Origin of the sequence: Micromonospora auratinigra, assembly GCF_900089595.1 — a bacterium.
Lineage (GTDB): Bacteria > Actinomycetota > Actinomycetes > Mycobacteriales > Micromonosporaceae > Micromonospora > Micromonospora auratinigra.
Map to the genome: position 1 here is coordinate 6,698,476 of NZ_LT594323.1, position 23,937 is coordinate 6,722,412.

Genomic DNA, 23,937 nt, shown 5'->3' on the forward strand with positions numbered 1-23,937 from the left:
GTCCGCGACGACGACGCGGCCGGCGCGGCGGGTCGTCAGTGCGCGGCAACGAACACCCGGGAGGCCACCTCGCGGGGCAGCCGGATCCGGTCCCCGGAGCGGTCGATGGACACCCCGTCCCGCTCCTGCGCCACCGTCACCGTCGCGCCCGGGTCGACGCCCGCCGCGTGCAACTGGCGCAGCACGTCCGCGTCGGTCTGCACGCTCTCGCAGATCCGCCGGACCACGACCTGCCCGGAGAGGCCGGGGAAGGCCAGGTTCCGTTCGCCCTCGACGGTGTCGGCCGGCGTCTGGCCGGGCTCGCCCAGCTCCTCCAGCCCCGGGATCGGGTTGCCGTACGGGGAGCGGGTCGGGCGGTTGAGCAGGTCGTAGACCCGCTTCTCGACCGCGTCGCTCATCACGTGCTCCCAGCGGCAGGCCTCCTCGTGGGCCTCCTCGTAGGGCATCCCGATCACGTTGACCAGCAGCAGCTCGGCCAGCCGGTGCTTGCGCATCACCGCGACGGCGGTGCCGCGCCCCAGCTCGGTGAGGGAGAGGTGCCGGTCGCCCTCGACGGTGAGCAGCCCGTCGCGCTCCATCCGGGCCACGGTCTGGCTGACGGTGGGGCCGCTCTGCCGCAGCCGCTCGGCGATCCGGGCACGCAGCGGCGGCACCCCCTCCTCCTCCAGCTCGAGGATGGTGCGCAGGTACATCTCGGTCGTGTCGACCAGGTCATGCTTCACAGTCAGCGGCCTCCCGGTGGTCGATGCTACCCCGGAGCACCGACGGGCGGCGGACGGCGAACCGCGAGGTCGCTGCCCGGATGGTGTTGACTGGACCGCATGTCCGGAACCACCGAGGAACTGCTCGTCGAGCCCGATCGGCTCGCCGCCGAGCTCGACCGCGCCGACCCGCCGACCCTGCTCGACGTGCGCTGGCGGCTGACCGGGCCGCCCGGCCGGGACGACTACGCCGCCGGCCACCTGCCCGGCGCGGTCTTCGTCGACCTGGACACCGAGCTCTGCGGCCGGCCCGGCCCGGCCGGCCGGCACCCGCTGCCCGACCCGGCCGCGTTGCAGGCCGCGCTGCGCACCGCCGGGGTCCGCGCCGGTCACCCCGTGGTGGTGTACGACGGCGGCGACGGCATGTCCGCCGCCCGCGCCTGGTGGACGCTGCGCTGGGCCGGGCACCGGGCGGTCCGGGTGCTGCACGGCGGCTTCCCGGCCTGGGTCGCCGCCGGTCTGCCGGTCGGCACCGACGTGCCCACGCCACCGTCCGGTGACGTGACGGTCGCCCCGGGCGCGCTGCCGGTGCTCGACGCGGGGGAGGCCGCCCGGCTGGCCGCCGCCGACCCGGGCGTGCTGCTCGACGTGCGCGCCGCGCCCCGCTACCGGGGCGAGGCCGAACCGGTCGACCCGGTCGCCGGACACGTGCCGGGCGCGGTGAGCCTGCCCGCCCCGGAGTACGTCACCGACGGCCGCTTCCCCGGCGCCGAGGCGCTGCGGGAACGGTTCGCCGCCGCCGGGGTGACCGGGGACGCGCCGGTCGGGGCGTACTGCGGCTCGGGGGTGACCGCCGCGCAGGCCGTGCTGGCGTTGCACCTGGCGGGCCGGACGGACGCCGCCCTCTACGTCGGGTCGTGGAGCAACTGGGTCGCCGACCCGGACCGGCCGGTCGCCACCGGGCCGACACCCCCACGCTGAGCAGCGCGTGCCGGCGCACGTGCGACGATGGGTGCCATGGCCGACGACACGATCGTGGTGTGGGACGAGGCCCTGCTCGCCTACGACATGGGAGACCATCCGCTCGACCCGGTCCGGGTCGAGCTGACCATGGCGCTCGCCCGCGAACTGGGCGTGCTGGAGCGGCCCGGGGTCCGGCTGGTCAAGCCCGAGCCGGCGGACGACGCGCTGCTCACCCGGGTGCACGACCCGCGCTACCTGGACGCGGTGCGGGCCGCGCCCCGCGATCCGCTCTTCGCCGGCTTCGGCCTCGGCACCTCCGACAACCCGGTGTTCGAGGGCATGCACGAGTCGAGCGCGCTGATCGCCGGGGCGAGCGTGGCCGCCGCCGAGGCGGTCTGGCGCGGCGACGCCCGGCGCGCGGTCAATGTGGCCGGTGGGCTGCACCACGCGATGCCGGCCCGGGCCGCCGGCTTCTGCGTCTACAACGACCCGGCGGTGGCCATCGCCCGCCTGCTCGACCTGGGCGCGGAGCGGATCGCGTACGTGGACGTCGACGTGCACCACGGCGACGGCGTGCAGGAGATCTTCTACCACGATCCGCGGGTGCTCACGGTCAGCCTGCACGAGACCCCGCTGGCGCTCTTCCCGGGCACCGGCTTCCCGGACGAGACCGGCGGGCCGGGCGCGCAGGGCAGCGCGGTGAACCTGCCGCTGCCGCCGGGGGTCGGCGACGCCGGCTGGCAGCGCGCCTTCCACGCGGTGGTGCCCTCGGTGCTGCGGGCGTTCCGGCCGCAGGTGCTGATCACCCAGTGCGGCGCGGACGGTCACCGGCTCGACCCGCTGGCCGACCTGCACCTCTCCGTCGACGGCCAGCGGGCCACCTACCGGGCGCTGCGGGCGCTCGCCGACGAGCTGTGCGACGGCCGCTGGGTGGCCACCGGCGGCGGCGGGTACGCCCTCGTCGAGGTGGTGCCGCGGGCCTGGACGCACCTGCTCGCGGTGGCCACCGGCGAACCGGTCGAGCCGGCCACCCTCACCCCGCCGGCCTGGCGGGAGCTGGCCGCGCGTCGCCGCCCCGGCTCCGAGGTGCCGCTGCGGATGACCGACGACGTGGATCCCGGGTACGAGCCGTGGCAGCCGACCGGCGAGCCGAACGCGGTGGACCGGGCCATCGCCGCCACCCGCAAGGCGGTCTTCCCGCTGTTCGGGCTCGACCCGCACGATCCGCGGGACTGATCCGGCGGCAGGGGAGGACCGACCGGTGACGACCGCGACCCAACCGGTGGACGTGCTGCTCAGCGACGGCAGCACCGTCCAGCTGCGACAGATCCGCCCCGACGACGCGGCGGCGATCGTGGCGATGCACTCGCGCTTCTCGGAGCGCACCCGCTACCTGCGCTACTTCTCGCCGTACCCGCGGATCCCGGAGCGGGACCTGCAACGCTTCGTCAACGTCGACCACCGCGACCGGGAGGCGTTCGTCATCCTGGCCGGCGGCGCGATCGTCGCCGTCGGCCGGTACGAGCGGCTCGGCCCGGCCTCGCCCGAGGCCGAGGTCGCCTTCGTGGTGGAGGACGCCTACCAGGGGCGGGGGATCGGCTCGGTGCTGCTGGAGCACCTGGCCGACGCGGGCCGGCGGGCCGGCATCGTGCACTTCGTCGCCGAGGTGCTCCCGGCCAACGGGGCGATGCTGCGGGTCTTCGCCGACTTCGGCTACCAGGTGGCCCGCCAGTACGCCGACGGCGTGGTGCACCTCAGCTTCCCGATCGCGCCGACCCAGGCCACGCTGGAGGTGCAGCGCGGCCGGGAGCACCGCACCGAGGCCCGCTCGATCGCCCGGCTGCTCGCCCCGCGCGGCATCGCCGTGTACGGGGCCAGCACCACCGGGCAGGGCGTCGGCGCGGCCCTGCTCGGGCACCTGCGCGACGGCGGCTTCACCGGCGCGGTGGTGCCCGTGCACCCGAGCGCGGCGACGGTGGCGGGGCTGCCCGCGTACCCGTCGGCGGCCGACGCCGGGATCGAGATCGACCTGGCGGTGGTGGCGGTCGCCCCGGACGCGGCGCCGGACGTGGTGGCCGACGCGGCGAAGGCCGGCGCGCACGGCCTGGTGGTGATCTCCGCCGGGTTCGCCGAGTCCGGCCCGGAGGGGGCCGCCGCCCAGCGGGCCCTGGTCCGCGCCGCGCACCTGGCCGGGATGCGGGTGGTCGGCCCGAACTGCCTCGGCGTCGCCAACACCGACCAGGCGGTACGCCTCAACGCCACCCTGGCCCCGGTGCTGCCCGCGCCCGGCCGGGTCGGGGTGTTCAGCCAGTCCGGCGCGTTCGGGGTGGCCCTGCTCGCCGAGGCGTCCCGGCGCGGGCTGGGGCTGTCCAGCTTCGTCTCGGCGGGCAACCGGGCCGACGTGTCCGGCAACGACCTGCTCCAGTACTGGCAGGACGACCCGGGCACCGACGTCATCACGCTCTACCTGGAGACGTTCGGCAACCCGCGCAAGTTCGCCCGGCTGGCCCGGCGGATCGGCCGCAGCAAGCCGGTGGTGGCGCTGGCCTCGCTGGCCCGCCCGCCGGGCGTCGGCGACGCGCCGGCCCTGGACGCCGCCGCGGTCAGCGCGCTCTTCGCCCAGTCCGGGGTGATCCGGGTGGACACCGTCTCCGAGCTGTTGGACGTCGGCGTGCTGCTGGCCCACCAGCCGCTGCCGGCCGGCCGCCGGGTGGGGGTGGTGGGCAACTCGTCGGCGCTGACCGGGCTGGCCGCCACCGCCTGCACCGCCCAGGGCCTCGCCGTCGCCGACGGGTACCCGCACGACGTCGGGCCTCGGGCGACCGCCGCCGAGTACGCCGCCGCGCTGGCCGCCTGCGCCGCGGACGAGCGGGTCGACGCGGTGGTGGCGGTCTTCGCGCCGCCGCTGCCCGGCCAGCTCACCGACCCGGAGTCGGACTTCACGGCGGCCCTGCCCGACGCGCGGGTCGCCGGCAAGCCGGTGGTGGCGACCTTCCTCGCCGGCCGGGTGCCCGCCGGGGTGCCGGCGTACCCGAGCGTGGAGGAGGCGGTCCGGGCGCTCGCCCGGGTCACCGGGTACGCCGACTGGCTGCGCCGGCCGCCGGGCGTGCTGCCCGAGCCGGACCGGGTGGACCGGGCGGCGGGGGCGGCCGCGCTGCGGGCCGACGATCCGGTGGCGCTGCTGCGGGCGTACGGCATCGAGGTGGTGGAGTCGGTCCCCGCGTCCTCGGCCGACGAGGCGGTCACCGCCGCCGGGCGGCTCGGCTGGCCGGTCGCCCTGAAGGCGGCGGACCCCGGGCTGCGGCACCGGCTCGACCTGGGCGCGGTCCGGCTCGACCTGACCGACGCCGGGGCGCTGCGGCGCGCGTACGCGGAGATGGCTCCGCTCTTCGGCGCGGAGGTCCTGGTCCAGCCGATGGTCCCGCCCGGGGTGGCCTGCGTGGTGGAGCTGGTGGAGGATCCGGCGTTCGGGCCGGTGGTCGGCTTCGGCCTGGGCGGGGTGGCCACCGAGCTGCTCGGGGACCGGGCCTGGCGGGCGGTGCCGCTGACCGACCGGGACGCCGCCGAGCTGGTCGACGAGCCGCGCGCCGCGCCGCTGCTGCGCGGTCACCGGGGCGCCGCGCCGGTGGACCGGGCGGCCCTGGTCGACCTGCTGCTGCGGGTCGGGCGGCTCGCCGACGAGCAGCCCCGGGTCCGGTCGCTCACCCTCAACCCGGTGCTGGCCCGCCCGGACGGCCGCTCCGTGCTGCACGCCACGGTGCGCACCGGGGTCGAGGCGGCCCGCCCGGACACCGGCCCCCGCCGGCTGTGAGGACGACCCCGCAGCCCTGAGCCGGACGTGCGACCGGCCCCGGCGAACCGCCGGGGCCGGTCGGGACGGTGCGGTCAGCAGGCGTACGCCTCCAGGCGGGTGGCCCGCTCCGGGTCGCGCAGCTTGCCCAGGGTGACCTTCTCGATCTGCCGGATCCGCTCCCGGGAGAGGCCGAACTCGCGGCCGACCTCGTCGAGGGTGCGCTGCCGGCCGTCGTCCAGGCCGAACCGCAGCCGGATCACCGCCTGCTCGCGCTGCGACAGGGTGGCCAGCACGATCCGGACCTCCTTGCGCAGCTCGCCGTCCGCGGCCTCACCCGGCTGGCGCGGGTCGACCGCGGCGACGAAGTCACCGAGGGCGCTCTCGCCGTCCTCGCCGACCGCCTGGTCCAGGCTGACCGGCTCCCGGTCGTACGAGATCAGCTCGATGACCTGGAACTCGGGAATCTCCAGCGCCCGGGCCACCTCGGCGACGGTGGGCTCGCGGCCCAGCGTGACCGACAGCTCCCGGCGGATCCGGACCATCCGGTTGACCTGCTCGACCATGTGCACCGGGATGCGGATGGTGCGGGCCTGGTCGGCCATGGCGCGGGTGATGGCCTGGCGGATCCACCAGGTGGCGTACGTGGAGAACTTGTAGCCCTTGGTGTAGTCGAACTTCTCGACCGCGCGGATCAGGCCCAGGTTGCCCTCCTGGATCAGGTCCAGGAAGGCCATCCCGCGACCGGTGTAGCGCTTGGCGATGCTCACCACGAGGCGCAGGTTCGCCTCCAGCAGGTGGTCCTTGGCGGCGCGGCCCTCGGCCACGATCAGCGCCAGGTCGGCGTGCAGCTCGGGGGAGACGGGGGTGCAGGTGGAGAGCTTCTCCTCGGCGAACAGGCCGGCCTCGATCCGCTTGCTCAGCTCGACCTCCTGGGCGGCGGTGAGCAGCTTCGTCCGGCCGATGCCGTTCAGGTACGCCCGCACCAGGTCGGTCGAGACGCCGCGCTCGTCGGTGGCGTCCAGATCGGTCAGGGTGTCGGTGCCGAGCTCGGCGTCGATGGTGGCCGCCGGGCGGGTCTGGTGCTCGATCATCTGCAGGCCCATCTCTATCTCCCCGTGTCCTTCGTGCCGCGTACCGGGTTCCGTGCCGCGACCGGCGCGGTGGTGCCGGTGAGGAACAGCTTGGCGGTCGGGGCGTGAAACGGGAGTGAGGCGATCGGGGAACCGACAGGAATCCGAGCGGAAATTCGGGTGCCGGTTGCCGGGCCCGGTTACCGTGCCAGCGGTCGGCCATCGGGGCGCGACGCACGACGGATCGGAGGATGCGGTGGTCTTCAAGCGGCTCATGCAGGCGATGGGTGTGGGCGGTCCGTCGGTGCAGACGGTGCTGGCCAACCCGAACTGCCGTCCCGGCGGCCAGCTGGAGGGCCGGATCCAGGTGCTGGGCGGGGACCACCCGGTGGACGTGGAGTACGTGGCGCTCGGCCTGGTCACCCGGGTCGAGGTGGAGAGCGGCGACTCGGAGTACGACACCACGCAGGAGTTCGGCCGCCGGCAGATGACCGGCGCGTTCCGGCTGGAGCCGGGGCAGCGCTACGACGTGCCGTTCCGGTTCGACGTGCCGTGGGAGACCCCGCTGACCGACCTGTACGGCCAGCACCTGCACGGCATGACGATGGGGCTGCGGACCGAGCTGGAGGTGGCCCGGGCGGTCGACTCCGGTGACCTGGACCCGGTGGCCGTGCACCCGCTGCCCGCCCACGAGCGGCTGCTGGAGGCGTTGCTGCGGCTGGGTTTCCGGTTCGCCCGCGCGGACGTCGAGCGCGGCCACATCTACGGCCTGCACCAGACGCTGCCGTTCTACCAGGAGATCGAGTTCTACCCGGCGCCGCAGTACGCCGGCGCGATGAACCAGCTGGAGGTCACCTTCGTGACCGATCCGCGCCAGGTGCACGTGGTGCTGGAGCTGGACAAGCGCGGTGGCCTGTTCACCGAGGGCCGCGACGCGTTTGGCCGGTTCACCGTCGACCACGCCACCGCCGACCGCACCGACTGGGCCGCCCATCTCGACGGCTGGCTCCGCCAGTCCCTCGCCCGCCGCGGCCTCTTCTCCTGACCCCTCCCGGACCCCCCGCCCGGGCCCCCGGCCCCGTCGATCATGAAGTTAGCGGCGATGTGGATCTCCAAAAGTGCCGCCAACTTCATGATCACCGGAGCCGGAGCCGGATCGGGGCCGGGTCGGTCGGGTCGGGGTCGGGGTTGGGGTGGGTGGGGTGGGTCAGAGGTCGAGGAGGATGGTGCGGGGGCCGACGTTCACCGACTCGACGAGCATGTGGGCGCGGAAGCGGCCGGTCTCGACCGTCGCGCCCCGGGCGCGAAGCTCCTCGACGACCGCGGTCACCAGGGGTTCGGCCAGCTCGGCGGGGGCGGCCGCCGTCCAGCTCGGCCGCCTGCCCTTGCGGGCGTCCCCGTAGAGGGTGAACTGGCTGACCACCAGGATCGGCGCGCCGGTGTCGGCGGCGCTGCGCTCGTCGTCCAGGATGCGCAGCTCGTGGACCTTGCGAGCCAGGGTGGCCGCGAGCTGCGGGGTGTCGGTGTGCGTGACGCCGACCAGCACCAGCAGACCGTCCCCGATCTCGCCGACCACCTCGCCGTCGACGGTCACCGCGGCCCGGCTCACCGTCTGCACCACCGCCCGCATCAGCCGGCCACCGGCTCGACGATGCCCCGCTCGACCAGGTGCGCCACGATCGGCCCGGCCGCCTCGGCCAGCTCCTCCGGGGCCACGTCGTGCGCGGCGGCGAGCAGGGCGAGCTGGTCGCGCAGCGGCAGCCGGCCGTCCGCCCCGCCCACCAGGGCGAGCACCAGCGGGTCGATCTCCTCGGACCAGCGCAGCCCGTGCGGCACCGCGAGGACCTGCCGGTCCACCGCCCAGCCCTCCTCGCCCATGGTGGCCTCCTGCCGCAGCTGGAGCCCGTCGGCGGCCCGGTATCGGGCGGCCAGCAGCCCGTCGGTGTCCCGGCCGCGCAGCCAGTCCTGCCGGTCGAACCACTCGGCCACCCGGTCGCCCATCGGCGGCTCGACCCGCTGGCGCAGGTCCTCCACCCGGACGACCGGCCGGTCGTGCCCGGCGTGGTGCAGCGAGACGATGCCGAAGCCGATCGCCTCCACCTGGTGCGCGTCGAACCAGTCCAGCCAGGCCGCCGCCCGGTGCGGGTCGGACTTCTCGCCGACGTCGGTCAGCCACAGGTCGACGTACGCCATCGGGTCGGCCACCTCGCGCTGCACGACCCAGGCGTCGAGGCCGGTGCCGGCGAACCAGCCGGTCACCCGCTCCGCCCAGTCCTCGCCGGTGACGTGCACCCAGTTGGCCAGGTACTGCATCGTCCCGCCCTCGGTGAGCAGGCGCGGGGCGGCGGCGGCCAGTTCGGCGCCGATCGCGTCGCCGACCCGACCGGAGTCCCGGTAGACGTGCGTGGTGGTGCCGGGGCCGACCACGAACGGCGGGTTGCTGACCACCAGGTCGAAGCGGCGGCCGGCGACCGGGGCGACCATGTCCCCGCGCAGCAGCTCCCAGTCCTGCCCGTTGAGCGCGGCGGTGGTGGCGGCGAAGCGCAGCGCCCGCTCGGAGACGTCGGTGGCGGTCACCTGCCGGGCGTGGGTGGACAGGTGCAGGGCCTGTACGCCGGAGCCGGTGCCCAGGTCGAGCGCGCTCGCCACGGGCCGCCGGACGGTCGCCCCGATCAGCGTCTGGGTGGCCCCGCCGATGCCCAGAACGTGCTCGGCGTGCAGCGGGCGGCCGGGGCGGGCGCTGGCCGGCACGTCGGCGAGTACCCACCAGTCGTCCCCGTACGGCTCCAGGTCGACGCCGGCGCGCAGGCCGTCGCCGTGCCGCTCGACGATCCCCCCGGCGAGGGCCTCCTCGACGGTCAGCGGGGCGAGCGCCGCGGCGACGGTCGCCTCCGACTCGGTCTGGTCGCAGATGAACACCCGGATCAGCGTCGCCAGCGGGTCGCGCTCCTCGGTGGCGCGCAGCGCGGCCCGGAAGTCGTTGCGGGCCACCGCGCCGGTGGTCTGCGGGCCGAGCCGCTCGGCGATGCCGTTGGCGGTGAAGGTGGCCCGGGTGAGCGCGGTGCGCAGGGCGTCCACGCCGGCGGGGGAGAGCAGCATGTCATGACGGTCCACACGGTCATCCTGCCTGGCCGGGGCGGCTGCGTGGCCGGCACCCGCGACATCCGTACCGCGACCGGTATCAATAGGCAACTATCTCTTTCATGACCTTCGATGGCTGGCTAGGCTCACCGGCAACATCCGTCGATGGGCGTCCCCGATGGCCACGAGCCCGGGCGCGCCCGGTAGGGAGCCAGACGATGTCCGACGTGTCCGTTCCCCGGCGTCGCGCGCTGCGCGCGTTCGCCGTCACGGCCGCCGCGGCGGCCCTCGCCGCCGCCGCCTCCACCCCCGCCCTCGCCGCGCCGACCGGCCAGGTCCGCTACGCCGGTGCCCCGGACGCCATCAGCGGCAGCTACCTGGTGGTGCTGAAGACCGACGCCGTGGGCGCGGCCGACAGCCTCGCCGCCCGCGCCGCCGTGCCGACCCGCGCCGCCGGCCTCAGCAAGCGCTACGGCGGCGCCGTCGGCACGGTGTGGAGCGCCGCGCTGACCGGCTACAGCGCCCGGATGAGCCCGGCGCAGGCCCGCCGGCTCGCCGCCGACCCCTCCGTCGCGTACGTCGAGCAGGACCGGGTGGTCCGCGCGCAGGGCACCCAGACCGGGGCGACCTGGGGGCTGGACCGGATCGACCAGCGCAGCCTGCCGCTCAACGGCAGCTACACGTACCCGAACACGGCCACCAACGTGCGGGCCTACATCATCGACACCGGCATCCGGATCACGCACAGCGACTTCGGTGGCCGGGCGAGCTGGGGCACCAACACCGTCGACACCAACAACACCGACTGCAACGGCCACGGCACGCACGTCGCCGGCACCGTCGGCGGGGCGAAGTACGGCGTGGCCAAGGGCGTCCGGCTGATCGCGGTGAAGGTGCTCAACTGCTCCGGCAGCGGCAGCACCTCGGGCGTGGTCAGCGGGGTCAACTGGGTCACCGGCAACGCGGTCAAGCCGGCCGTGGCCAACATGAGCCTCGGCGGCGGGGCCAGCAGCACGCTGGACAACGCGGTGGCCAACTCGATCAGCTCCGGCGTCACGTACGGCATCGCCGGCGGCAACTCCAACGCCAACGCCTGCAACTACTCGCCGGCCCGGGTCGCCTCCGCCATCACCGTCGGCGCCACCACCAGCAGCGACGCCCGCGCCTCGTACTCGAACTACGGCTCCTGCCTGGACATCTTCGCGCCGGGCTCCTCGATCACCTCGGACTGGAGCACCGGCGACACCGCCACCAACACGATCAGCGGCACCTCGATGGCCACCCCGCACGTGGTCGGCGCGGCGGCGCTGGTGCTCGGCACCAACCCGTCGTACACCCCGGCGCAGGTGGCCAGCTACCTGACCACCAACGCGACCACCGGCAAGGTGACCAGCCCCGGCAGCGGCTCGCCGAACCGGCTGCTCTTCGTCGTCAACTGACGACCGCCTCCGACGCGGCCCGGTGGACCCCACCCCTGTCCACCGGGCCGCGTCCCGCGCGCGTACCGGCCGACCGGCTGGTGCGTCGACCACGGAGGGCGTCGACGGGCAGACTGGGCCCGGTGAGCGACCACTACCTGCGCCTGGTACCCACGGACCCGTACTGGCAGCCGGATCCCGGTGCCGCGGCCGCCGTCGTCGCCTACGTGGCGGGCCTCTTCGCCGGGCCCGGTGCCACGGTCGACGAGGTGAGTCAGACCCGCTACGAGCGGGTCACCGTGATCGACGCCGGCATGTACACGGAACGGATCACCTGCCCGCGCTGCGGCGGGGGCATCGGCCTGGACTGGCTCGGCCGGCTGGTTCGCGAACCCGGCCTGGGTCTCGACCGGCTGGACGCGGCGGTGCCCTGCTGCGGCGCGGTCCTGGGGCTGCCCACCCTGCACTACGAGGAGCCGGTCGGCTTCGCCCGGTTCGAGGTGACCGCCCGCAACGCGACCCGGGCGGGGTACGAGCTCGACACCGAGGAGCTGGCCCGGGTGGCCGACCTGCTCGGGCACCCGGTCACGCAGATCCTCGCCCACTACTAGGCCCTGCTTCACAGGTGGATGGGTGACGGAGATCCCCGGCGACCGGCTGTGCGGTAATCGGGTGGTAGCTGGTGCGGTTCGTGGTTACCGTTCGCGGCCATGGAGATCCGCGTCGAACTACCCGACGACCATGAAGCCGTACTGGAGGTGAACCGCCGTGCGTTCGGGGCATCGGGAAGCGAGGTCGCCGATCTGGTGGACGCCCTGCGTCGTGACGATCAGGGGCGGCTCTCCCTCGTCGCCGAGGACGCGGGTCGCGTGGTCGGGCACGTCATGTTCACCCGTACCCTCCTGGACGCGCCACGGCGGTTGGTCGCCGTGCAGACCCTGAGCCCACTCGCTGTCGACCCGCAGTGGCAGCGACGCGGTATCGGATCGGCCCTCGTCCGCCACGGCATCGACCTTCTCGACAGGCGAGAGATGCCGTTGGTGTGGCTGGAGGGTGACCCGGTCTACTACGGGCGGTTCGGTTTCGAACCCGGTACCGGTCATGGGTTCCGCAAGCCGTCCCTACGCATCCCCGACGCCGCTTTTCAGGTCAGGACCCTGGCCGCGTACGAGCCGTGGATGACCGGCACCCTCGTATACTCGGCAACCTTCTGGGAACGCGACTGTGTCGGCTTACGGGATCCCGACGCATGACCGGCGCCGGCTGACCCCGAAGATCAGCCAGCCGCCGGCCGACCCCTGCTACCGGGTCCGCCCCGCGCGGATCGCGTCGGCGGCGAGGCGTACGTCCCGGAAGTCGACGACGGCTTCCCGCGTCACGCGGATCAACGTCGCCAGGTCGCCCCGGGAGCAGAGCAGGACGTCACCCAGGACATCCGGCCGGAGCGCCAGGTCGTCGGGGTAGCAGTCGTGCCAGGCCAGGTCAGCCAGCTGCAGGAGGTCGAGGGCCGCTTCGGTGTGCCGCGGACCGAAGAGGGCCTCGACCTCTGGTCGGCGTTCGCGGCGGCGCTGCTCACTGCCGATGGTCATCCACCGTCTCCCTCGTACCGAGCGGACATCACGCCCGGTCCGGCAAGGATGTCTCCCGAGCGGCCCGGTCGACGGCAGGATGTCCTCATGACGCTGTCGCTTCCCATCGATCCCGAGGCCAACGAGTTTGTCAACCGGAACCCGTTGGCGCTGCTCCTCGGCATGGTGCTCGACCAGCAGGTGCCGATGGAGAAGGCGTTCTCCTCGCCGTACGTGCTGGCGCAGCGGCTCGGTCACGAGCCGGACGCCCGCGAGCTGGCCGGGTACGCCCCGGAGCCGCTGGTCGCGCTCTTCGCCCAGCCGCCGGCCCTGCACCGGTTCCCGAAGGCCATGGCGGCCCGGGTGCAGGAGGTCTGCCAGGTCCTCGTCGACCGGTACGACGGTGACCCGGCCCGGCTCTGGTCGGAGGCCGCCGACGGCCGGGACCTGCTGCGCCGGGTGGGGGAGCTGCCCGGCTTCGGCCGGCAGAAGGCGCAGATCTTCGTGGCCCTGCTCGGCAAGCGGTTCGGGGTCACGCCCGAGGGCTGGCGGGAGGCGGCCGGGGGCTACGGCGACGCGGACGCGTACCGCTCGGTGGCCGACGTCACCGACCCGGAGTCGTTGCGCCGGGTGCGGGAGTACAAGCAGCGGATGAAGGCCGAGGCGAAGGCCGCGAAGGGCTGACGCAACCCGGGGGTCGGTCGGCTCGTTGGCAGGCGGGGCGGCGACACCGCCGGCGCCGGGACAGCCGGGCCGGCGGGTCCGGTGGCGGGAGGGCGATGGCCGAGCAACGGGGTGGCGGCCTGCTGCGGATGGGCGTGACCTCCGGCCGGGCCACCTTCCTGGAGCTCTTCTTCGACCTGGTCTTCGTGTTCGCCCTGACCCGGGTCTCGCAGCGGCTGATCCGGGACCTGCCGGCCACCGGCCGGGCACTGGCCGCCGGCGTCGGGAAGACCCTGCTGCTCTTCCTCGCGCTCTGGCTGGTCTGGACCATCACCACCTGGCTCACCAGCCGGTACGAGCCGGAGCGCACCGCGATCCAGGTGGTCGTGGTGGGTTCGATGTTCGGCAGCCTGGTGATGGGGGTGGCGCTGCCCCGGGCGCTGGAGGAGCGGGCGCTGCCGTTCGCGCTCGCCTACGTCTCGGTGATGGTGCTCCGACCGCTGGTGGTGGTGTTCGCGCTGCGCGGCCACCCGCGGCGCACGGTCCCGTTGCGGCTGGCCGCCTGGGCGGCGGTGACCGCGCTGCCCTGGCTGCTCGGCGCGCTGGGTCCGGCGGGGCTGCGGGTGCCGCTCTGGACGGTCGCGCTCGCCCTCGACTACGTGGGCCTGCTCACCGGCTGGCCGCTGCCCCGGCTGGGCGCGGCGGCGGCGCGCGGCTGGCGGATCGCCGGGGAGCACCTGGCCGAGCGCTACCAGCAGATCTTCCTGATCTCACTGGGCGAGTCGATCCTGGTGATCGGGGTGACCTACAGCGGGAAGCCGTTCTCCGGCGAGAGCGCCGGGGCGTTCGTGGTCTCGTTCGGCACCGTCGCGCTGCTCTGGCGGATCTACTTCCACCGGGCCGGGCACCTGCTGCCGGCCGCGCTGCGGCTGGCCCCCTACCCGGGACGGCTGGGCGCGTCCGCCGCCCTGACCCACCTGTTCATCGTGCTCGGGGTGCTCGCCACAGCGGTCGGCTACGAACTCGTCATCGTCGACCCGTACGGCCGGGAGGCGGGGTGGCTGCTCTTCGTGGTGGGCGGGCCGGCGCTCTTCCTGGCCGCCCGGGCCCGCTTCGAGTACGAGATCTTCGCCCGGATCTCGTCCTCTCGGGTGGTCGGCACGGTGCTGTTGGTGCTGCTCGCGCCACTGCTGGCCCGGGCCGCGCCGGTGCTGGCGCTGACCGTGGTGGCCGGGGTGCTGGCACTGGTGGCGGGGCTGGACGCGCTGCGCAGCCGGGGTCGTCCGGTCGAGGAACCGGCCTCCCCGATCGGCCGGGAGCGCCGCCCCCGGGGACGTCGACTGAGCGGTCGGCTCAGGCGGCGGTGGGGCGGGACAGCGCGGCGAGCGCCCGGCGCACGTCGGCCAGCGAGACCGTCGCCGAGTCGTCCAGATCGGCGAGGCCGGCCTCGATCCACTGCCGCATCAGGGTGGTCACGCCGATGCCGCGCGCCTCGGCGGCCGCCCGGACCCGTTCGTAGGTCTCCAGCGGCAGGCGTACCGAGCGGCTGACCATCGGCACGTCGGTGTCGGGGGTGGGCAGCTCCGCCGGCTGGCGCTCGTCGATCAGGTCGGCGAGCGCGTCGCCGCCGTGGTGGAACCGCTTGGTCGCCTCGTCACGGTGCATCGTGACCGCCTCCTCGTCGGCGCGATCTCCGCACGGCCTCGTCGTAGCGCTTGGCCTCGACGTCGCTCAGTTCGCGGGCGGAGAGGATGTCCCAGTCGTTGTCGGTGCCGTCGGCCTCGGCCAGCAGCACGGCGAGGCGTCGCCCCCGGTGGTCGGTGGCGTAGACCACCATCACGTCGTCCCCGAGGTGCCGGATGACCCGTCGCGTGCTGTGCAGGGCCTCCCAGACTTCCCCCGGCGTGACGTCGTAGACCTGCAGGTTGGCCAGCGCCTCGTCGGTGAAGCTGAACCGGTTGCCCACGGGCGGAGCGTACCACGTTCGTAACACGCGCCCGGCTTGAGTCGATTGTCGCCGATCACCCGTCGGGAGTGACAGGATGGGCCGTAATCCCCTCGAGGAGGTCCGTGGTGAAGCGTCCGGCGTACCAGCCGATTCTGATCACCGACGCCTCGCGCAGCCAGGACGACCAGCTCACCAGTCGGCAGAAGCGATACGTGCTGATGATGGGCATCCGGGTCGCGTGCCTGGTGGCCGGAGCGATCCTGGTCGGCGCGAAGGCCCCACTGCTCTGGCTCTGGCTGCCGCTCTGCGGTCTCGGGATGGTGCTCATCCCGTGGCTGGCGGTGCTGCTGGCCAACGACCGGCCGCCCAAGGAGCAGCACCGGCTGGCCCACAAGTTCCAGCCCCGGGTCCGCGACGAGGCGCCGCCGATGGCGCTGCCCGCGCAGGAGGGCCCGCACAAGGTCATCGACGCCGAACCCTGACCGGTCCGGGCCCCGCGCCAGCCCGCGAGGCCCGGAAGGGGGTCGGGGTCAGGGGGCCGGCCGGGCCCCCACCGAGGAGACCGCGAGGGCGCCCAGGTCGCCCGCGCGGGCCAGCGCCGACCGGGCGTCCGCGCCGGCCAGCCAGGCGGTGAGCAGGCCGGCGGCGAAGGCGTCGCCGGCCCCGGTGACGTCCACCACCGGCACCCCGGGCGCCGACGCCGTCTCGACCGTCCCGGCCCGGTCCACCCAGACCGCGCCCGCCGCGCCCCGCTTGACCACCACCCGCCGGGCCGCCGCGGTCAGCGCGCGCGCCTGCGCCGCCGGGTCCAGCCCGCCGGCCAGCACCGTCGCCTCGTCGCTGTTGACCAGCAGCAGGTCGACGTCGCGTACCCAGGCCAGGAAGGTCGCCGCGCCGACCCGCCGCAGCGGCGCCGCGGAGGCCGCGTCGACGCTGGTGGTCAGCCCCTGCTCGCGCGCGGCGGCCAGCGCGCGCAGGCCCGCGCCGCGCGACCCGGCGTCCAGCAGGGTGTACGCGGACAGGTGCAGGTGCCCCGCGTCGGGCACCTCGGCCAGGGCCCGGTCGACGTGCCCGGCGGTCAGCCGCAGGTTCGCCCCCCGCTGGCTGATCATGGTGCGCTCGCCGCCGTGGGCGAGCACGATGACCGTGCCGGTCGGGTAGCCCTCGTGCCGCTGGACCGCGCAGGTCACGCCCACCCGCGACAGCTCGGCCACCCGCTCCCGGCCGGTCTCGTCGTCGCCGGTCGCGGCGACCAGGGTGACCGGTGACCCCTGGGCGGCCAGCCAGGCGGCCGTGTTGGCCGCCTGGCCACCGCCGCTGAACCGGATCCCGGCGGCGGTGTCCGAGCCGGTGGCCAGCGGGCCGGCGAGCACCGCGACCACGTCGGTGATCACGTCGCCGACCACGACGATCCGTGGGCTCACACCGCCACCCGGCGGGTCACGGCGGCGACCGCGATCCGGGCGGCCAGGTCGGCGTTGCGCAGGATGATCCGGACGTTCACCGCCAGGCTCGCGCCCTCGGTGGCGGAGTGGAAGTGGGCCAGCAGGAACGGGGTGACCGCCTTCCCGGTCACCCCGTCGCGGGCCAGCCGGGCCAGCCCGTCGGCGAGGGTGCGGTCGTGCAGCGCCGGGTCGAGCTGCTCGTCGGCGGGGAGCGGGTGGGCGACCACCAGGCCGCCGTGGTGCCCGCCCTGGCGCTCCCGGGCGATCAGCACGTCGGCGACCTGCTCCGGCGACTCGACCGACCAGTCCAGGTCGAACCCGCCGTCGGTCAGGTAGAAGCCGGGGAAGCGGCGGGTGCGGTAGCCCACCACGCCGACGCCGAGGGTCTCCAGCCGCTCCAGGGTGGCCCCGACGTCGAGGATCGACTTGACCCCGGCGCAGACCACCGTGATCGGGGTCCGGGCCAGGGTGACCAGGTCGGCCGACTCGTCGAAGGTCTGCGCCGCCTCCCGGTGCACCCCGCCCAGCCCGCCGGTGGCGAACACGCCGATCCCGGCGGACGCGGCGACCGCGCTGGTCGCGGCGACCGTGGTGGCCCCGTCCGCGCCGGTCGCCGCCGCCACGGCCAGGTCGCGTACGGAGAGTTTCGCCACCCCGTCGGTGGTGGCCAGCCGGGTCAGCTGGGCGTCGTCCAGCCCCACGATCAGCTCGCCGGCGATCATCCCGATGGTGGCCGGCACCGCTCCCGCGTCCCGGACCGCCTGCTCGATCTGCCGCGCGACCAGCAGATTGTCCGGCCGGGGGAGGCCGTGCGAGACGATGGTGCTCTCCAGGGCCACGACGGGACGCCCGTCGCGCAGGGCGTCGGCCACCTCGGTGCCGAAACTGATGTGAAAGTTGGTCACTTCCGTTACGGTACGGGCCGCCTCGGGGCGGCCTGCGGTGGACCGCCCCCCGAGGACCTGCGAAACTGGAAAGTTGGAGGTGGAGAAGTGAGCACAGAGGTTCTCGAACGTCCCGAGCTGAAGGACGCCGACACCGGTCCGGAGATGTTCCACTACGTCCGCAAGGACAAGATCGCCGAGAGCGCGGTCATGGGCACGTACGTCATCGCCCTCTGCGGTGAGACGTTCCCGGTGACCAAGGCCGCCAAGCCCGGTTCGCCGGTCTGCCCCAAGTGCAAGGAGATCTACGACTCCTGGGGCGAGTGAAGGGGGGCGGCTCCGCCGCCCGCCCACGTAACCTGCGGCGGTGACCACCTCCACCGCCCTGCTCGTCGCCGACCTCACGGGGGTCGCGGTCTTCGCCGCCTCCGGCGCCTCCGCGGCGGTGGCGAAACGGCTCGACCTGTTCGGGGTGGTCTTCGTCGGCGTGGTCGCCGCCCTCGGCGGCGGCATCTTCCGGGACCTGGTCATCGACGAGGTCCCGCCGCTGGCCTTCGCCGACTGGCGGTACGCGGTGACCGCGGCGGTCACGGCCGCCGCCGTCTTCCGGCTGCACCCCCAGCTCGCCCGGCTGCGCACCACCGTGCTGGTGCTCGACGCCGCCGGGCTCGCCCTGTTCACCGTCACCGGCACGCTCAAGGCCCTCGACGCCCACGTGCCGGCCGTCGGCGCCTGCATGATCGGCATGCTCACCGCGATCGGCGGCGGCCTCGGCCGGGACCTGCTCACCGGCGAGATCCCGGTGGTGCTGCGCCGGGAGATCTACGCGGTGGCCGCGCTCGCCGGCTCGATCCTGGTGGCCCTGCTCGCCGCGTCCGGGCAGGCGCGGTCGGGGCCGCTGACCGCCGCCGCCCTCTTCGTCTTCGTGCTGCGCCTGGTGGCGTTGCGCCGGCGCTGGTCCGCCCCGGTGGCCACGCTGCGCCCGCCGCGCACCGGCACCCGCGGCCCGCAGGGCTGAGTCCCGGTTCCACCCTGGCGCGCGCGGTCGGGCCGAGCGCTGGTTCCCCCGTGGCGCGCGCGGTCGGCCGCGGCGTGACCGGCCGACGGGGCGCCCGCCCGGCGGTCCGGATGTGACCAGCGTGGCGTCGAGTGGGGCGCGACGCCCCCGCTGGTTATGCTGAGTCCGCCTTCGCGGCACCGGATGCGCGAGGGCCTTTTCATGGGCGGCGGAACCCGTGGCCCTCGACCGGGGCCCGCCGCCGTGCGGTCGGAGAGGAGCTACGCGTGGCACCGCGGTTGCCGGCGCTCGAGACGTTCCCGCCCCTGCGTGCCTGGCAACGCAAGGCGATGGTGGAGTACCTGCGTCGCCGTACCGAGGACTTCACCGCGGTCGCCACGCCCGGGGCCGGCAAGACCACCTTCGCCCTGCGGATCGCCGCCGAGCTGCTGCACGACGGCACCATCGAGGCGGTCACCGTGGTCGCCCCGACCGAGCACCTGAAGACCCAGTGGGCGCAGGCGGCGGCCCGGATCGGCATCCAGCTCGACGCCGCCTTCCGCAACGCCGACCTGCACTCCGCCGCCGACTTCCACGGCGCGGTGGTCACCTACGCCCAGGTCGGCATGGCCCCGCAGGTGCACCGCCGGCGCACCATGACCCGGCGGACCCTGGTCATCCTCGACGAGATCCACCACGCCGGCGACTCGCGCACCTGGGGTGACGGCGTGAAGGCGGCCTTCGAGCCCGCGGTACGCCGGCTGATGCTGACCGGTACGCCGTTCCGCTCCGACGACAACCCGATCCCGTTCGTCAGCTACGAGCGGGGCGGTGACGGGCTGCTGCGCTCGCGGGCCGACTCCGTCTACGGCTACGCCGACGCGCTGCGCGACAACGTGGTCCGGCCGGTGCTCTTCCTGGCGTACTCGGGGGAGACCCGGTGGCGCACCAACGCGGGCGAGGAGCTGGCCGCGCGACTGGGCGAACCGATGACCCAGGACCTCATCGCCCAGGCCTGGCGTACCGCGCTGGACCCGGCCGGTGACTGGATGCCGCAGGTGCTGCGGGCCGCCGACGCCCGGCTGACCGTGCTGCGGCAGAACGGCATGCCCGACGCCGGTGGCCTGGTGATCGCCACCGACCAGCAGGTCGCCCGCGCGTACGCGAAGCTGATCGAGCAGCTCACCGGCGAGAAGGCCGCGGTGGTGCTCTCCGACGACCAGGGCGCGTCCGCGCGGATCGCGACGTTCGCGGCCTCCGAGCAGCGCTGGCTGGTGGCGGTCCGGATGGTGTCCGAGGGCGTCGACATCCCCCGGCTGGCCGTCGGCGTGTACGCGACCAGTGCCAGCACCCCGCTCTACTTCGCGCAGGCGATCGGCCGGTTCGTCCGGGCCCGCCGCCCCGGCGAGACCGCCTCGGTCTTCCTGCCCAGCGTGCCGCACCTGCTCGGGCTGGCCAGCGAGATGGAGTCCGAGCGGGACCACGTCCTGGGCAAGGCCAAGGAGAAGGACGGCTTCGACGACGACCTGCTGGAGCGGGCCCAGCGCGACGACCAGGCCAGCGGCGAGCTGGAGAAGCGGTTCGCCGCGCTCTCCGCGACCGCCGAGCTGGACCAGGTGATCTTCGACGGCACCTCCTTCGGCACCGCCGCCCAGTCCGGCACGCCGGAGGAGGAGGAGTACCTGGGCCTGCCCGGGCTGCTGACCGCCGACCAGGTCTCGATGCTGCTCACCAAGCGGCAGGCCGAGCAGCTCGCCGCGCAGAAGCGCCGGACGGCCCAACGGGCCGCTGAGCCGGCCGCTGCGGCCCCGGCGGCCCCCGCCCCACCGATGAGTGCCGCCCAGCGCCGCGTGGCGCTCCGGCGGCAACTGAACGCCCTGGTGGCCGCCCGCCACCACCGTACCGGCCAGCCGCACGGCAAGATCCACGCCGAGCTGCGCCGGCTCTGCGGTGGCCCGCCCAGCGCCCAGGCCACCATCGAGCAGCTCGAAGAGCGCATCGCCACCGTCCAGACCCTCTGACAACCCACCGCCCCCGCCCTGGTGGGCCGCCCGGCCGCTCGTGGGGGCGGCGCGTGGGGAGAGGGATGGCATGCGGAAAGCCGGCCGGAGGTCCCCTGGGGGCCTCCGGCCGGCTTTGTCGCGGTTATCTGGTTATCGGCTCAGTTCGCCATCAGATCGGCGCCACGCCAGCTGAACTCCGGGTCCGTCGCGAACCGCACGGTGATCTTCACGAGATCCTCCGCGTACTTGTTCGCGTGGTGCCCACAGAACACCAGCTCGCTCCCACCCGCCAGGGTGATCCGGAGCTTGCCGGCAGCATTGCAGCGGTCGCACCGTTCATCGGCGGCCGGGGGGCTCACCGTCTCGGGCGGCGGCGTGAGGGTCGGGGTCATCGCCTTCCTCCTCTGGTCGTCACCGATGAACACTCTCGTCGGTCGTTGCTCACCTATCGTGCAACACCCTGCTCGGGCGCTGCCTTCCCTGTGTGCCCGCGGGGGACCGAGGTCACACCTGGCGTGGAAGACAGTGTGCCGTGCACCAAGGGTGCCACGTCAACGATCACAAACGGGCAACCGAACGATCACCGAAGAGTGTTGTACGGCTGGTGATCAAAGCGACACGACTGGTTGACGTGTCCGCCTCAGTCCAGGTAGTCGCGGAGCACCTGGGAACGCGAGGGGTGCCGCAACTTGGACATGGTCTTCGACTCGATCTGACGGATGCGCTCCCGGGTCACCCCGTACACCTGGCCGATCTCGTCCAGGGTGCGCGGCTGGCCGTCGGTGAGGCCGAAGCGCAGGCGTACCACGCCGGCCTCGCGCTCGGAGAGCGTCTGCAGCACCTGCTGGAGCTGGTCCTGCAGCAGCGAGAACGAGACGGCGTCGACCGCGACGACGGCCTCCGAGTCCTCGATGAAGTCGCCGAGCTGGCTGTCGCCCTCGTCACCGATGGTCTGGTCGAGCGAGATGGGCTCCCGGGCGTACTGCTGGATCTCCAGCACCTTCTCCGGTGTGATGTCCATCTCCTTGGCCAGCTCCTCCGGGGTGGGCTCGCGGCCCAGGTCCTGGAGCAGCTCGCGCTGGATCCGGCCGAGCTTGTTGATCACCTCGACCATGTGCACCGGGATGCGGATGGTGCGGGCCTGGTCGGCCATGGCGCGGGTGATGGCCTGGCGGATCCACCAGGTGGCGTACGTGGAGAACTTGTAGCCCTTGGTGTAGTCGAACTTCTCGACCGCGCGGATCAGGCCCAGGTTGCCCTCCTGGATCAGGTCCAGGAAGGCCATGCCACGACCGGTGTAGCGCTTGGCCAGCGAGACGACCAGCCGGAGGTTCGCCTCCAGCAGGTGGTTCTTGGCCCGCTCCCCGTCCCGGGAGATCCAGAGCAGGTCGCGCTGCATGTCGCGGGTGAGCTTCTCCTCACCCTCGTCCGCCGCGCGCAGCCGCTCGGCGGCGTAGAGGCCGGCCTCGATCCGCTTGGCGAGCTCGACCTCCTGCTCCGCGTTGAGCAGCGGGACCTTGCCGATCTGCTTCAGGTACGCCCGGACCGAGTCGGCGGACGCGGTCAGCTCGGCGTCGCGGCGCGCCTGCTTGAGCGCCTCGGACTCCTCGTCGTCCCACTCGAAGTCGTTGTCGGTGGCGGAGCTGGCGGCGTCGGCCTCGGCGGCCTGGGTCAGCTCGGCCGGCTCCTCGACGACGACGTCCTCGATCTCGGCGGCCAGCTCCTCCGGGTCGATGTCGCCCTCGGCGCCCTCGCCCTTCGCGCCGGCCTTCGCCGGCTTCGCCCCGGCGTTCTTCGCCGCCACCGTCGCCTTGGTGGCGCGGGTCGCCTTGGTGGCCTTCGCCGGGACGGCGGCCTTGGCGGCCACCTCGGCGGTGGTGCCGGTGGCCTTGCGCGCGGTGGCCTTGCGCGGCGCGGGCGCCGGGGACTCCTCGGCGGCCGGTGCCTGCTTCGGGGCGGGCGCCGCGGCCTTCTTGGTGGTCTTGGCGGTGGTGGCCCGGGAGGCGGGCGTGGCGGAGCGGGCGGCGGCGACGCGGCGGCGGGTGCTGGCGGAACCGTCCACGACCACCGTCACCCCGGCCTCGGAGAGGGCGCGGAGGATCTTCTTGGCCTGGGCCGGGGTCACCTCAGCGGACTCGACGGTGCGCGCGAGCTGAGCCGACGTGAGCTGGCCGCCGGCGCTCTGCGCGTGGGCGATCAGGGTGTCGGTGAGCGAGCGAACGTCGGCGCCGGTCTGGCGGGGTTCTGTCACGAATGACCTTCCGGAGGCGAAGAGCGAGCACGGCCGGGTTCGCCCGGCACGGCAGGAAACGCCGTGTCGGACGATGTCGTTGAGGGACCCCCGTGTCCCGGGCCGGCCGGTCGGTGGCGGTCCGTGGCGCGTGGGCAGGGTGAATTGTAACGCCGTCTACGGCGATCATCCCGCGCCGCACGGCGTACCGGCGGTGTGGACCGCCGATTCGGCGCAGATGTGGACTTTGTAAGGATGATACCGCGCACGACCCGACCGGCCCCGGTCGTGCCGGAAGGGGACGAACATGATCCGCTCGACACCCGCGCCCGGGGAGCTGCTGGAGATCGCCGTGACGGTGGCCCGGGACGCCGCCGCGACCGCGCACCGGATGCGGGCCGAGGGGGTGTCGGTCGCCGCGACCAAGAGCACCGTGACGGACGTCGTGACCGCCGCCGACCGGGCGGTGGAGCGGCAGGTCCTCGACGCGCTGCGGGCGCTGCGGCCCGGCGACGCGGTGCTCGGCGAGGAGTACGGGACGGGCGGCACCGACCAGGCGGAGGCCGGCGGGGTGCGCTGGATCGTCGACCCGATCGACGGCACCGTCAACTACCTCTACGGGCTGCCGTACTGCGCGGTCTCGCTGGCGGCCGAGGTCGACGGCGAGGTGCTCGCCGGGGTGGTGCGCAACGTCGCCACCGGCGAGGAGTGGACCGCCACCGCGGGCGGCGGCGCCTGGCGGGACGGGCAGCGGCTGAGCTGCTCGACCGAGACGCGGCTGGGGCAGGCGCTGGTCGCCACCGGATTCGGCTACGACGCCGGCCGCCGGGCGCACCAGGCCCGGGTGGTCGCCGAGCTGATCCCGCACGTGCGCGACATCCGCCGGATGGGCGCCGCCGCGCTGGATCTCTGCCTGGCCGCCGAGGGCCGGGTGGACGCGTACTACGAGAAGGGGCTGGCCGCCTGGGACCTGGCCGCGGGCGGCCTGGTCGCCCGCGAGGCGGGGCTGCGGGTGACCGGCCTGTCCGGCCGGCCCGCCGGGCCGGACCTGGTGCTCGCCGCCCCACCGGCGCTCTACGAGCCGCTGCACACCCGGCTGGCGGCCCTGGACGCCTCCGGCGGTCCCTGAGAGCGACTCCGCAGGTACGACAGAGGTGGCCTCCCCGGCAGGGG

General features: G+C 74.3%; 24 protein-coding genes. 14 read left to right on the forward strand and 10 right to left on the reverse strand.

Going from position 1 to position 23,937, the window contains the following annotated elements:
* Nucleotides 1-35 precede the first annotated feature (35 nt).
* Nucleotides 36-722, reverse strand: a complete 687-nt coding sequence (locus GA0070611_RS30645; protein WP_091672124.1) for a metal-dependent transcriptional regulator — start codon at nt 720-722, stop codon at nt 36-38.
* A gap of 99 nt (nt 723-821) precedes the next feature.
* Between GA0070611_RS30645 and GA0070611_RS30650 the strand changes: the two genes are divergently transcribed.
* Genes GA0070611_RS30650 through GA0070611_RS30660 form a run of 3 tightly spaced genes read left to right on the forward strand, consistent with a single transcriptional unit; the run spans nt 822 to nt 5,475 of the window.
* A complete protein-coding gene (locus tag GA0070611_RS30650; protein WP_091672127.1) occupies nt 822-1,682 on the forward strand; it encodes a sulfurtransferase in 861 nt (286 codons plus the stop codon).
* A 36-nt stretch (nt 1,683-1,718) separates the two neighbouring features.
* Complete coding sequence (locus GA0070611_RS30655) at nt 1,719-2,900, forward strand: acetoin utilization protein AcuC (RefSeq protein WP_091672129.1); 1,182 nt, start codon at nt 1,719-1,721, stop codon at nt 2,898-2,900.
* Nucleotides 2,901-2,925: 25 nt separating this feature from the next.
* Nucleotides 2,926-5,475 (forward strand): bifunctional acetate--CoA ligase family protein/GNAT family N-acetyltransferase, encoded by a 2,550-nt coding sequence (locus GA0070611_RS30660; RefSeq protein WP_091672131.1) that lies wholly within the window; start codon nt 2,926-2,928, stop codon nt 5,473-5,475.
* A gap of 74 nt (nt 5,476-5,549) precedes the next feature.
* Here GA0070611_RS30660 and sigB read toward each other — a convergent pair whose 3' ends face one another.
* Complete coding sequence (sigB, locus tag GA0070611_RS30665) at nt 5,550-6,560, reverse strand: RNA polymerase sigma factor SigB (protein WP_091672133.1); 1,011 nt, start codon at nt 6,558-6,560, stop codon at nt 5,550-5,552.
* Between the two features lie 223 nt (nt 6,561-6,783).
* Here sigB and GA0070611_RS30670 point away from each other — a divergent pair, with 223 nt between their 5' ends.
* Nucleotides 6,784-7,572 (forward strand): sporulation protein, encoded by a 789-nt coding sequence (locus GA0070611_RS30670; RefSeq protein WP_091672136.1) that lies wholly within the window; start codon nt 6,784-6,786, stop codon nt 7,570-7,572.
* A 162-nt stretch (nt 7,573-7,734) separates the two neighbouring features.
* Here the strand turns inward: GA0070611_RS30670 and dtd are convergent, their stop codons facing one another.
* The gene (gene dtd, locus GA0070611_RS30675) at nt 7,735-8,157 is read right to left on the reverse strand and encodes a D-aminoacyl-tRNA deacylase (RefSeq protein WP_091672138.1); all 423 of its coding nucleotides are present in this window, start codon (nt 8,155-8,157) and stop codon (nt 7,735-7,737) included.
* Nucleotides 8,157-9,641 (reverse strand): DUF7782 domain-containing protein, encoded by a 1,485-nt coding sequence (locus tag GA0070611_RS30680; RefSeq protein WP_197675826.1) that lies wholly within the window; start codon nt 9,639-9,641, stop codon nt 8,157-8,159. Before GA0070611_RS30680 ends, dtd begins: the two co-directional genes overlap by 1 nt.
* 185 nt (nt 9,642-9,826) lie before the next feature.
* Between GA0070611_RS30680 and GA0070611_RS30685 the strand changes: the two genes are divergently transcribed.
* The 3 genes from GA0070611_RS30685 (at nt 9,827) to GA0070611_RS30695 (ending at nt 12,279) form a co-directional block, all read left to right on the forward strand.
* Entirely contained in the window at nt 9,827-11,047 is a 1,221-nt protein-coding gene (locus GA0070611_RS30685) for a S8 family peptidase (RefSeq protein ID WP_091672143.1), read from the forward strand.
* A 122-nt stretch (nt 11,048-11,169) separates the two neighbouring features.
* On the forward strand, nt 11,170-11,637 hold the full coding sequence (locus GA0070611_RS30690) for a hypothetical protein (protein ID WP_091672146.1): 468 nt from the start codon (nt 11,170-11,172) through the stop codon (nt 11,635-11,637).
* A 99-nt stretch (nt 11,638-11,736) separates the two neighbouring features.
* Nucleotides 11,737-12,279: a GNAT family N-acetyltransferase gene (locus tag GA0070611_RS30695; RefSeq protein ID WP_091672149.1), complete on the forward strand. Its 543-nt coding sequence runs from the start codon at nt 11,737-11,739 to the stop codon at nt 12,277-12,279.
* Between the two features lie 48 nt (nt 12,280-12,327).
* Here GA0070611_RS30695 and GA0070611_RS30700 read toward each other — a convergent pair whose 3' ends face one another.
* On the reverse strand, nt 12,328-12,615 hold the full coding sequence (locus GA0070611_RS30700; RefSeq protein ID WP_091672151.1) for a hypothetical protein: 288 nt from the start codon (nt 12,613-12,615) through the stop codon (nt 12,328-12,330).
* An 87-nt stretch (nt 12,616-12,702) separates the two neighbouring features.
* Between GA0070611_RS30700 and GA0070611_RS30705 the strand changes: the two genes are divergently transcribed.
* Both GA0070611_RS30705 and GA0070611_RS30710 read left to right on the forward strand, forming a co-directional pair.
* Complete coding sequence (locus GA0070611_RS30705) at nt 12,703-13,278, forward strand: HhH-GPD-type base excision DNA repair protein (protein WP_091672154.1); 576 nt, start codon at nt 12,703-12,705, stop codon at nt 13,276-13,278.
* A gap of 95 nt (nt 13,279-13,373) precedes the next feature.
* Nucleotides 13,374-14,807: a low temperature requirement protein A gene (locus tag GA0070611_RS30710; protein ID WP_231921277.1), complete on the forward strand. Its 1,434-nt coding sequence runs from the start codon at nt 13,374-13,376 to the stop codon at nt 14,805-14,807.
* Between the two features lie 104 nt (nt 14,808-14,911).
* On the opposite strand, the gene GA0070611_RS30720 is transcribed toward GA0070611_RS30710, so the two are convergent.
* Nucleotides 14,912-15,223 (reverse strand): hypothetical protein, encoded by a 312-nt coding sequence (locus tag GA0070611_RS30720; RefSeq protein WP_231921278.1) that lies wholly within the window; start codon nt 15,221-15,223, stop codon nt 14,912-14,914.
* A 107-nt stretch (nt 15,224-15,330) separates the two neighbouring features.
* On the opposite strand from GA0070611_RS30720, the gene GA0070611_RS30725 reads away from it, so the two are divergent.
* Nucleotides 15,331-15,687, forward strand: coding sequence for a DUF3099 domain-containing protein (locus tag GA0070611_RS30725; RefSeq protein ID WP_091672162.1), 357 nt, complete (start codon nt 15,331-15,333; stop codon nt 15,685-15,687).
* 48 nt (nt 15,688-15,735) lie between these two features.
* Here GA0070611_RS30725 and GA0070611_RS30730 read toward each other — a convergent pair whose 3' ends face one another.
* Nucleotides 15,736-16,629 carry a carbohydrate kinase family protein gene (locus tag GA0070611_RS30730; protein WP_091672165.1) on the reverse strand — a complete coding sequence of 298 codons (894 nt, stop codon included), beginning with the start codon at nt 16,627-16,629 and terminating at the stop codon, nt 15,736-15,738.
* Nucleotides 16,626-17,555: a pseudouridine-5'-phosphate glycosidase gene (locus GA0070611_RS30735; RefSeq protein ID WP_091672167.1), complete on the reverse strand. Its 930-nt coding sequence runs from the start codon at nt 17,553-17,555 to the stop codon at nt 16,626-16,628. Before GA0070611_RS30735 ends, GA0070611_RS30730 begins: the two co-directional genes overlap by 4 nt.
* A gap of 87 nt (nt 17,556-17,642) precedes the next feature.
* Between GA0070611_RS30735 and GA0070611_RS30740 the strand changes: the two genes are divergently transcribed.
* The 3 genes from GA0070611_RS30740 (at nt 17,643) to GA0070611_RS30750 (ending at nt 20,552) form a co-directional block, all read left to right on the forward strand.
* A complete protein-coding gene (locus GA0070611_RS30740) occupies nt 17,643-17,861 on the forward strand; it encodes a DUF3039 domain-containing protein (protein WP_091672169.1) in 219 nt (72 codons plus the stop codon).
* A 40-nt stretch (nt 17,862-17,901) separates the two neighbouring features.
* Nucleotides 17,902-18,552: a trimeric intracellular cation channel family protein gene (locus GA0070611_RS30745; protein WP_091672171.1), complete on the forward strand. Its 651-nt coding sequence runs from the start codon at nt 17,902-17,904 to the stop codon at nt 18,550-18,552.
* Nucleotides 18,553-18,818: 266 nt separating this feature from the next.
* Nucleotides 18,819-20,552 carry a DEAD/DEAH box helicase gene (locus tag GA0070611_RS30750; RefSeq protein WP_091672173.1) on the forward strand — a complete coding sequence of 578 codons (1,734 nt, stop codon included), beginning with the start codon at nt 18,819-18,821 and terminating at the stop codon, nt 20,550-20,552.
* 140 nt (nt 20,553-20,692) lie between these two features.
* On the opposite strand, the gene GA0070611_RS30755 is transcribed toward GA0070611_RS30750, so the two are convergent.
* Both GA0070611_RS30755 and GA0070611_RS30760 read right to left on the reverse strand, forming a co-directional pair.
* Nucleotides 20,693-20,926 carry a DUF7455 domain-containing protein gene (locus GA0070611_RS30755; protein ID WP_091672175.1) on the reverse strand — a complete coding sequence of 78 codons (234 nt, stop codon included), beginning with the start codon at nt 20,924-20,926 and terminating at the stop codon, nt 20,693-20,695.
* A 248-nt stretch (nt 20,927-21,174) separates the two neighbouring features.
* Nucleotides 21,175-22,785 (reverse strand): RNA polymerase sigma factor, encoded by a 1,611-nt coding sequence (locus GA0070611_RS30760; RefSeq protein WP_091672176.1) that lies wholly within the window; start codon nt 22,783-22,785, stop codon nt 21,175-21,177.
* A gap of 286 nt (nt 22,786-23,071) precedes the next feature.
* Here GA0070611_RS30760 and GA0070611_RS30765 point away from each other — a divergent pair, with 286 nt between their 5' ends.
* On the forward strand, nt 23,072-23,893 hold the full coding sequence (locus GA0070611_RS30765; protein ID WP_091672178.1) for an inositol monophosphatase family protein: 822 nt from the start codon (nt 23,072-23,074) through the stop codon (nt 23,891-23,893).
* Nucleotides 23,894-23,937: the final 44 nt, after the last annotated feature.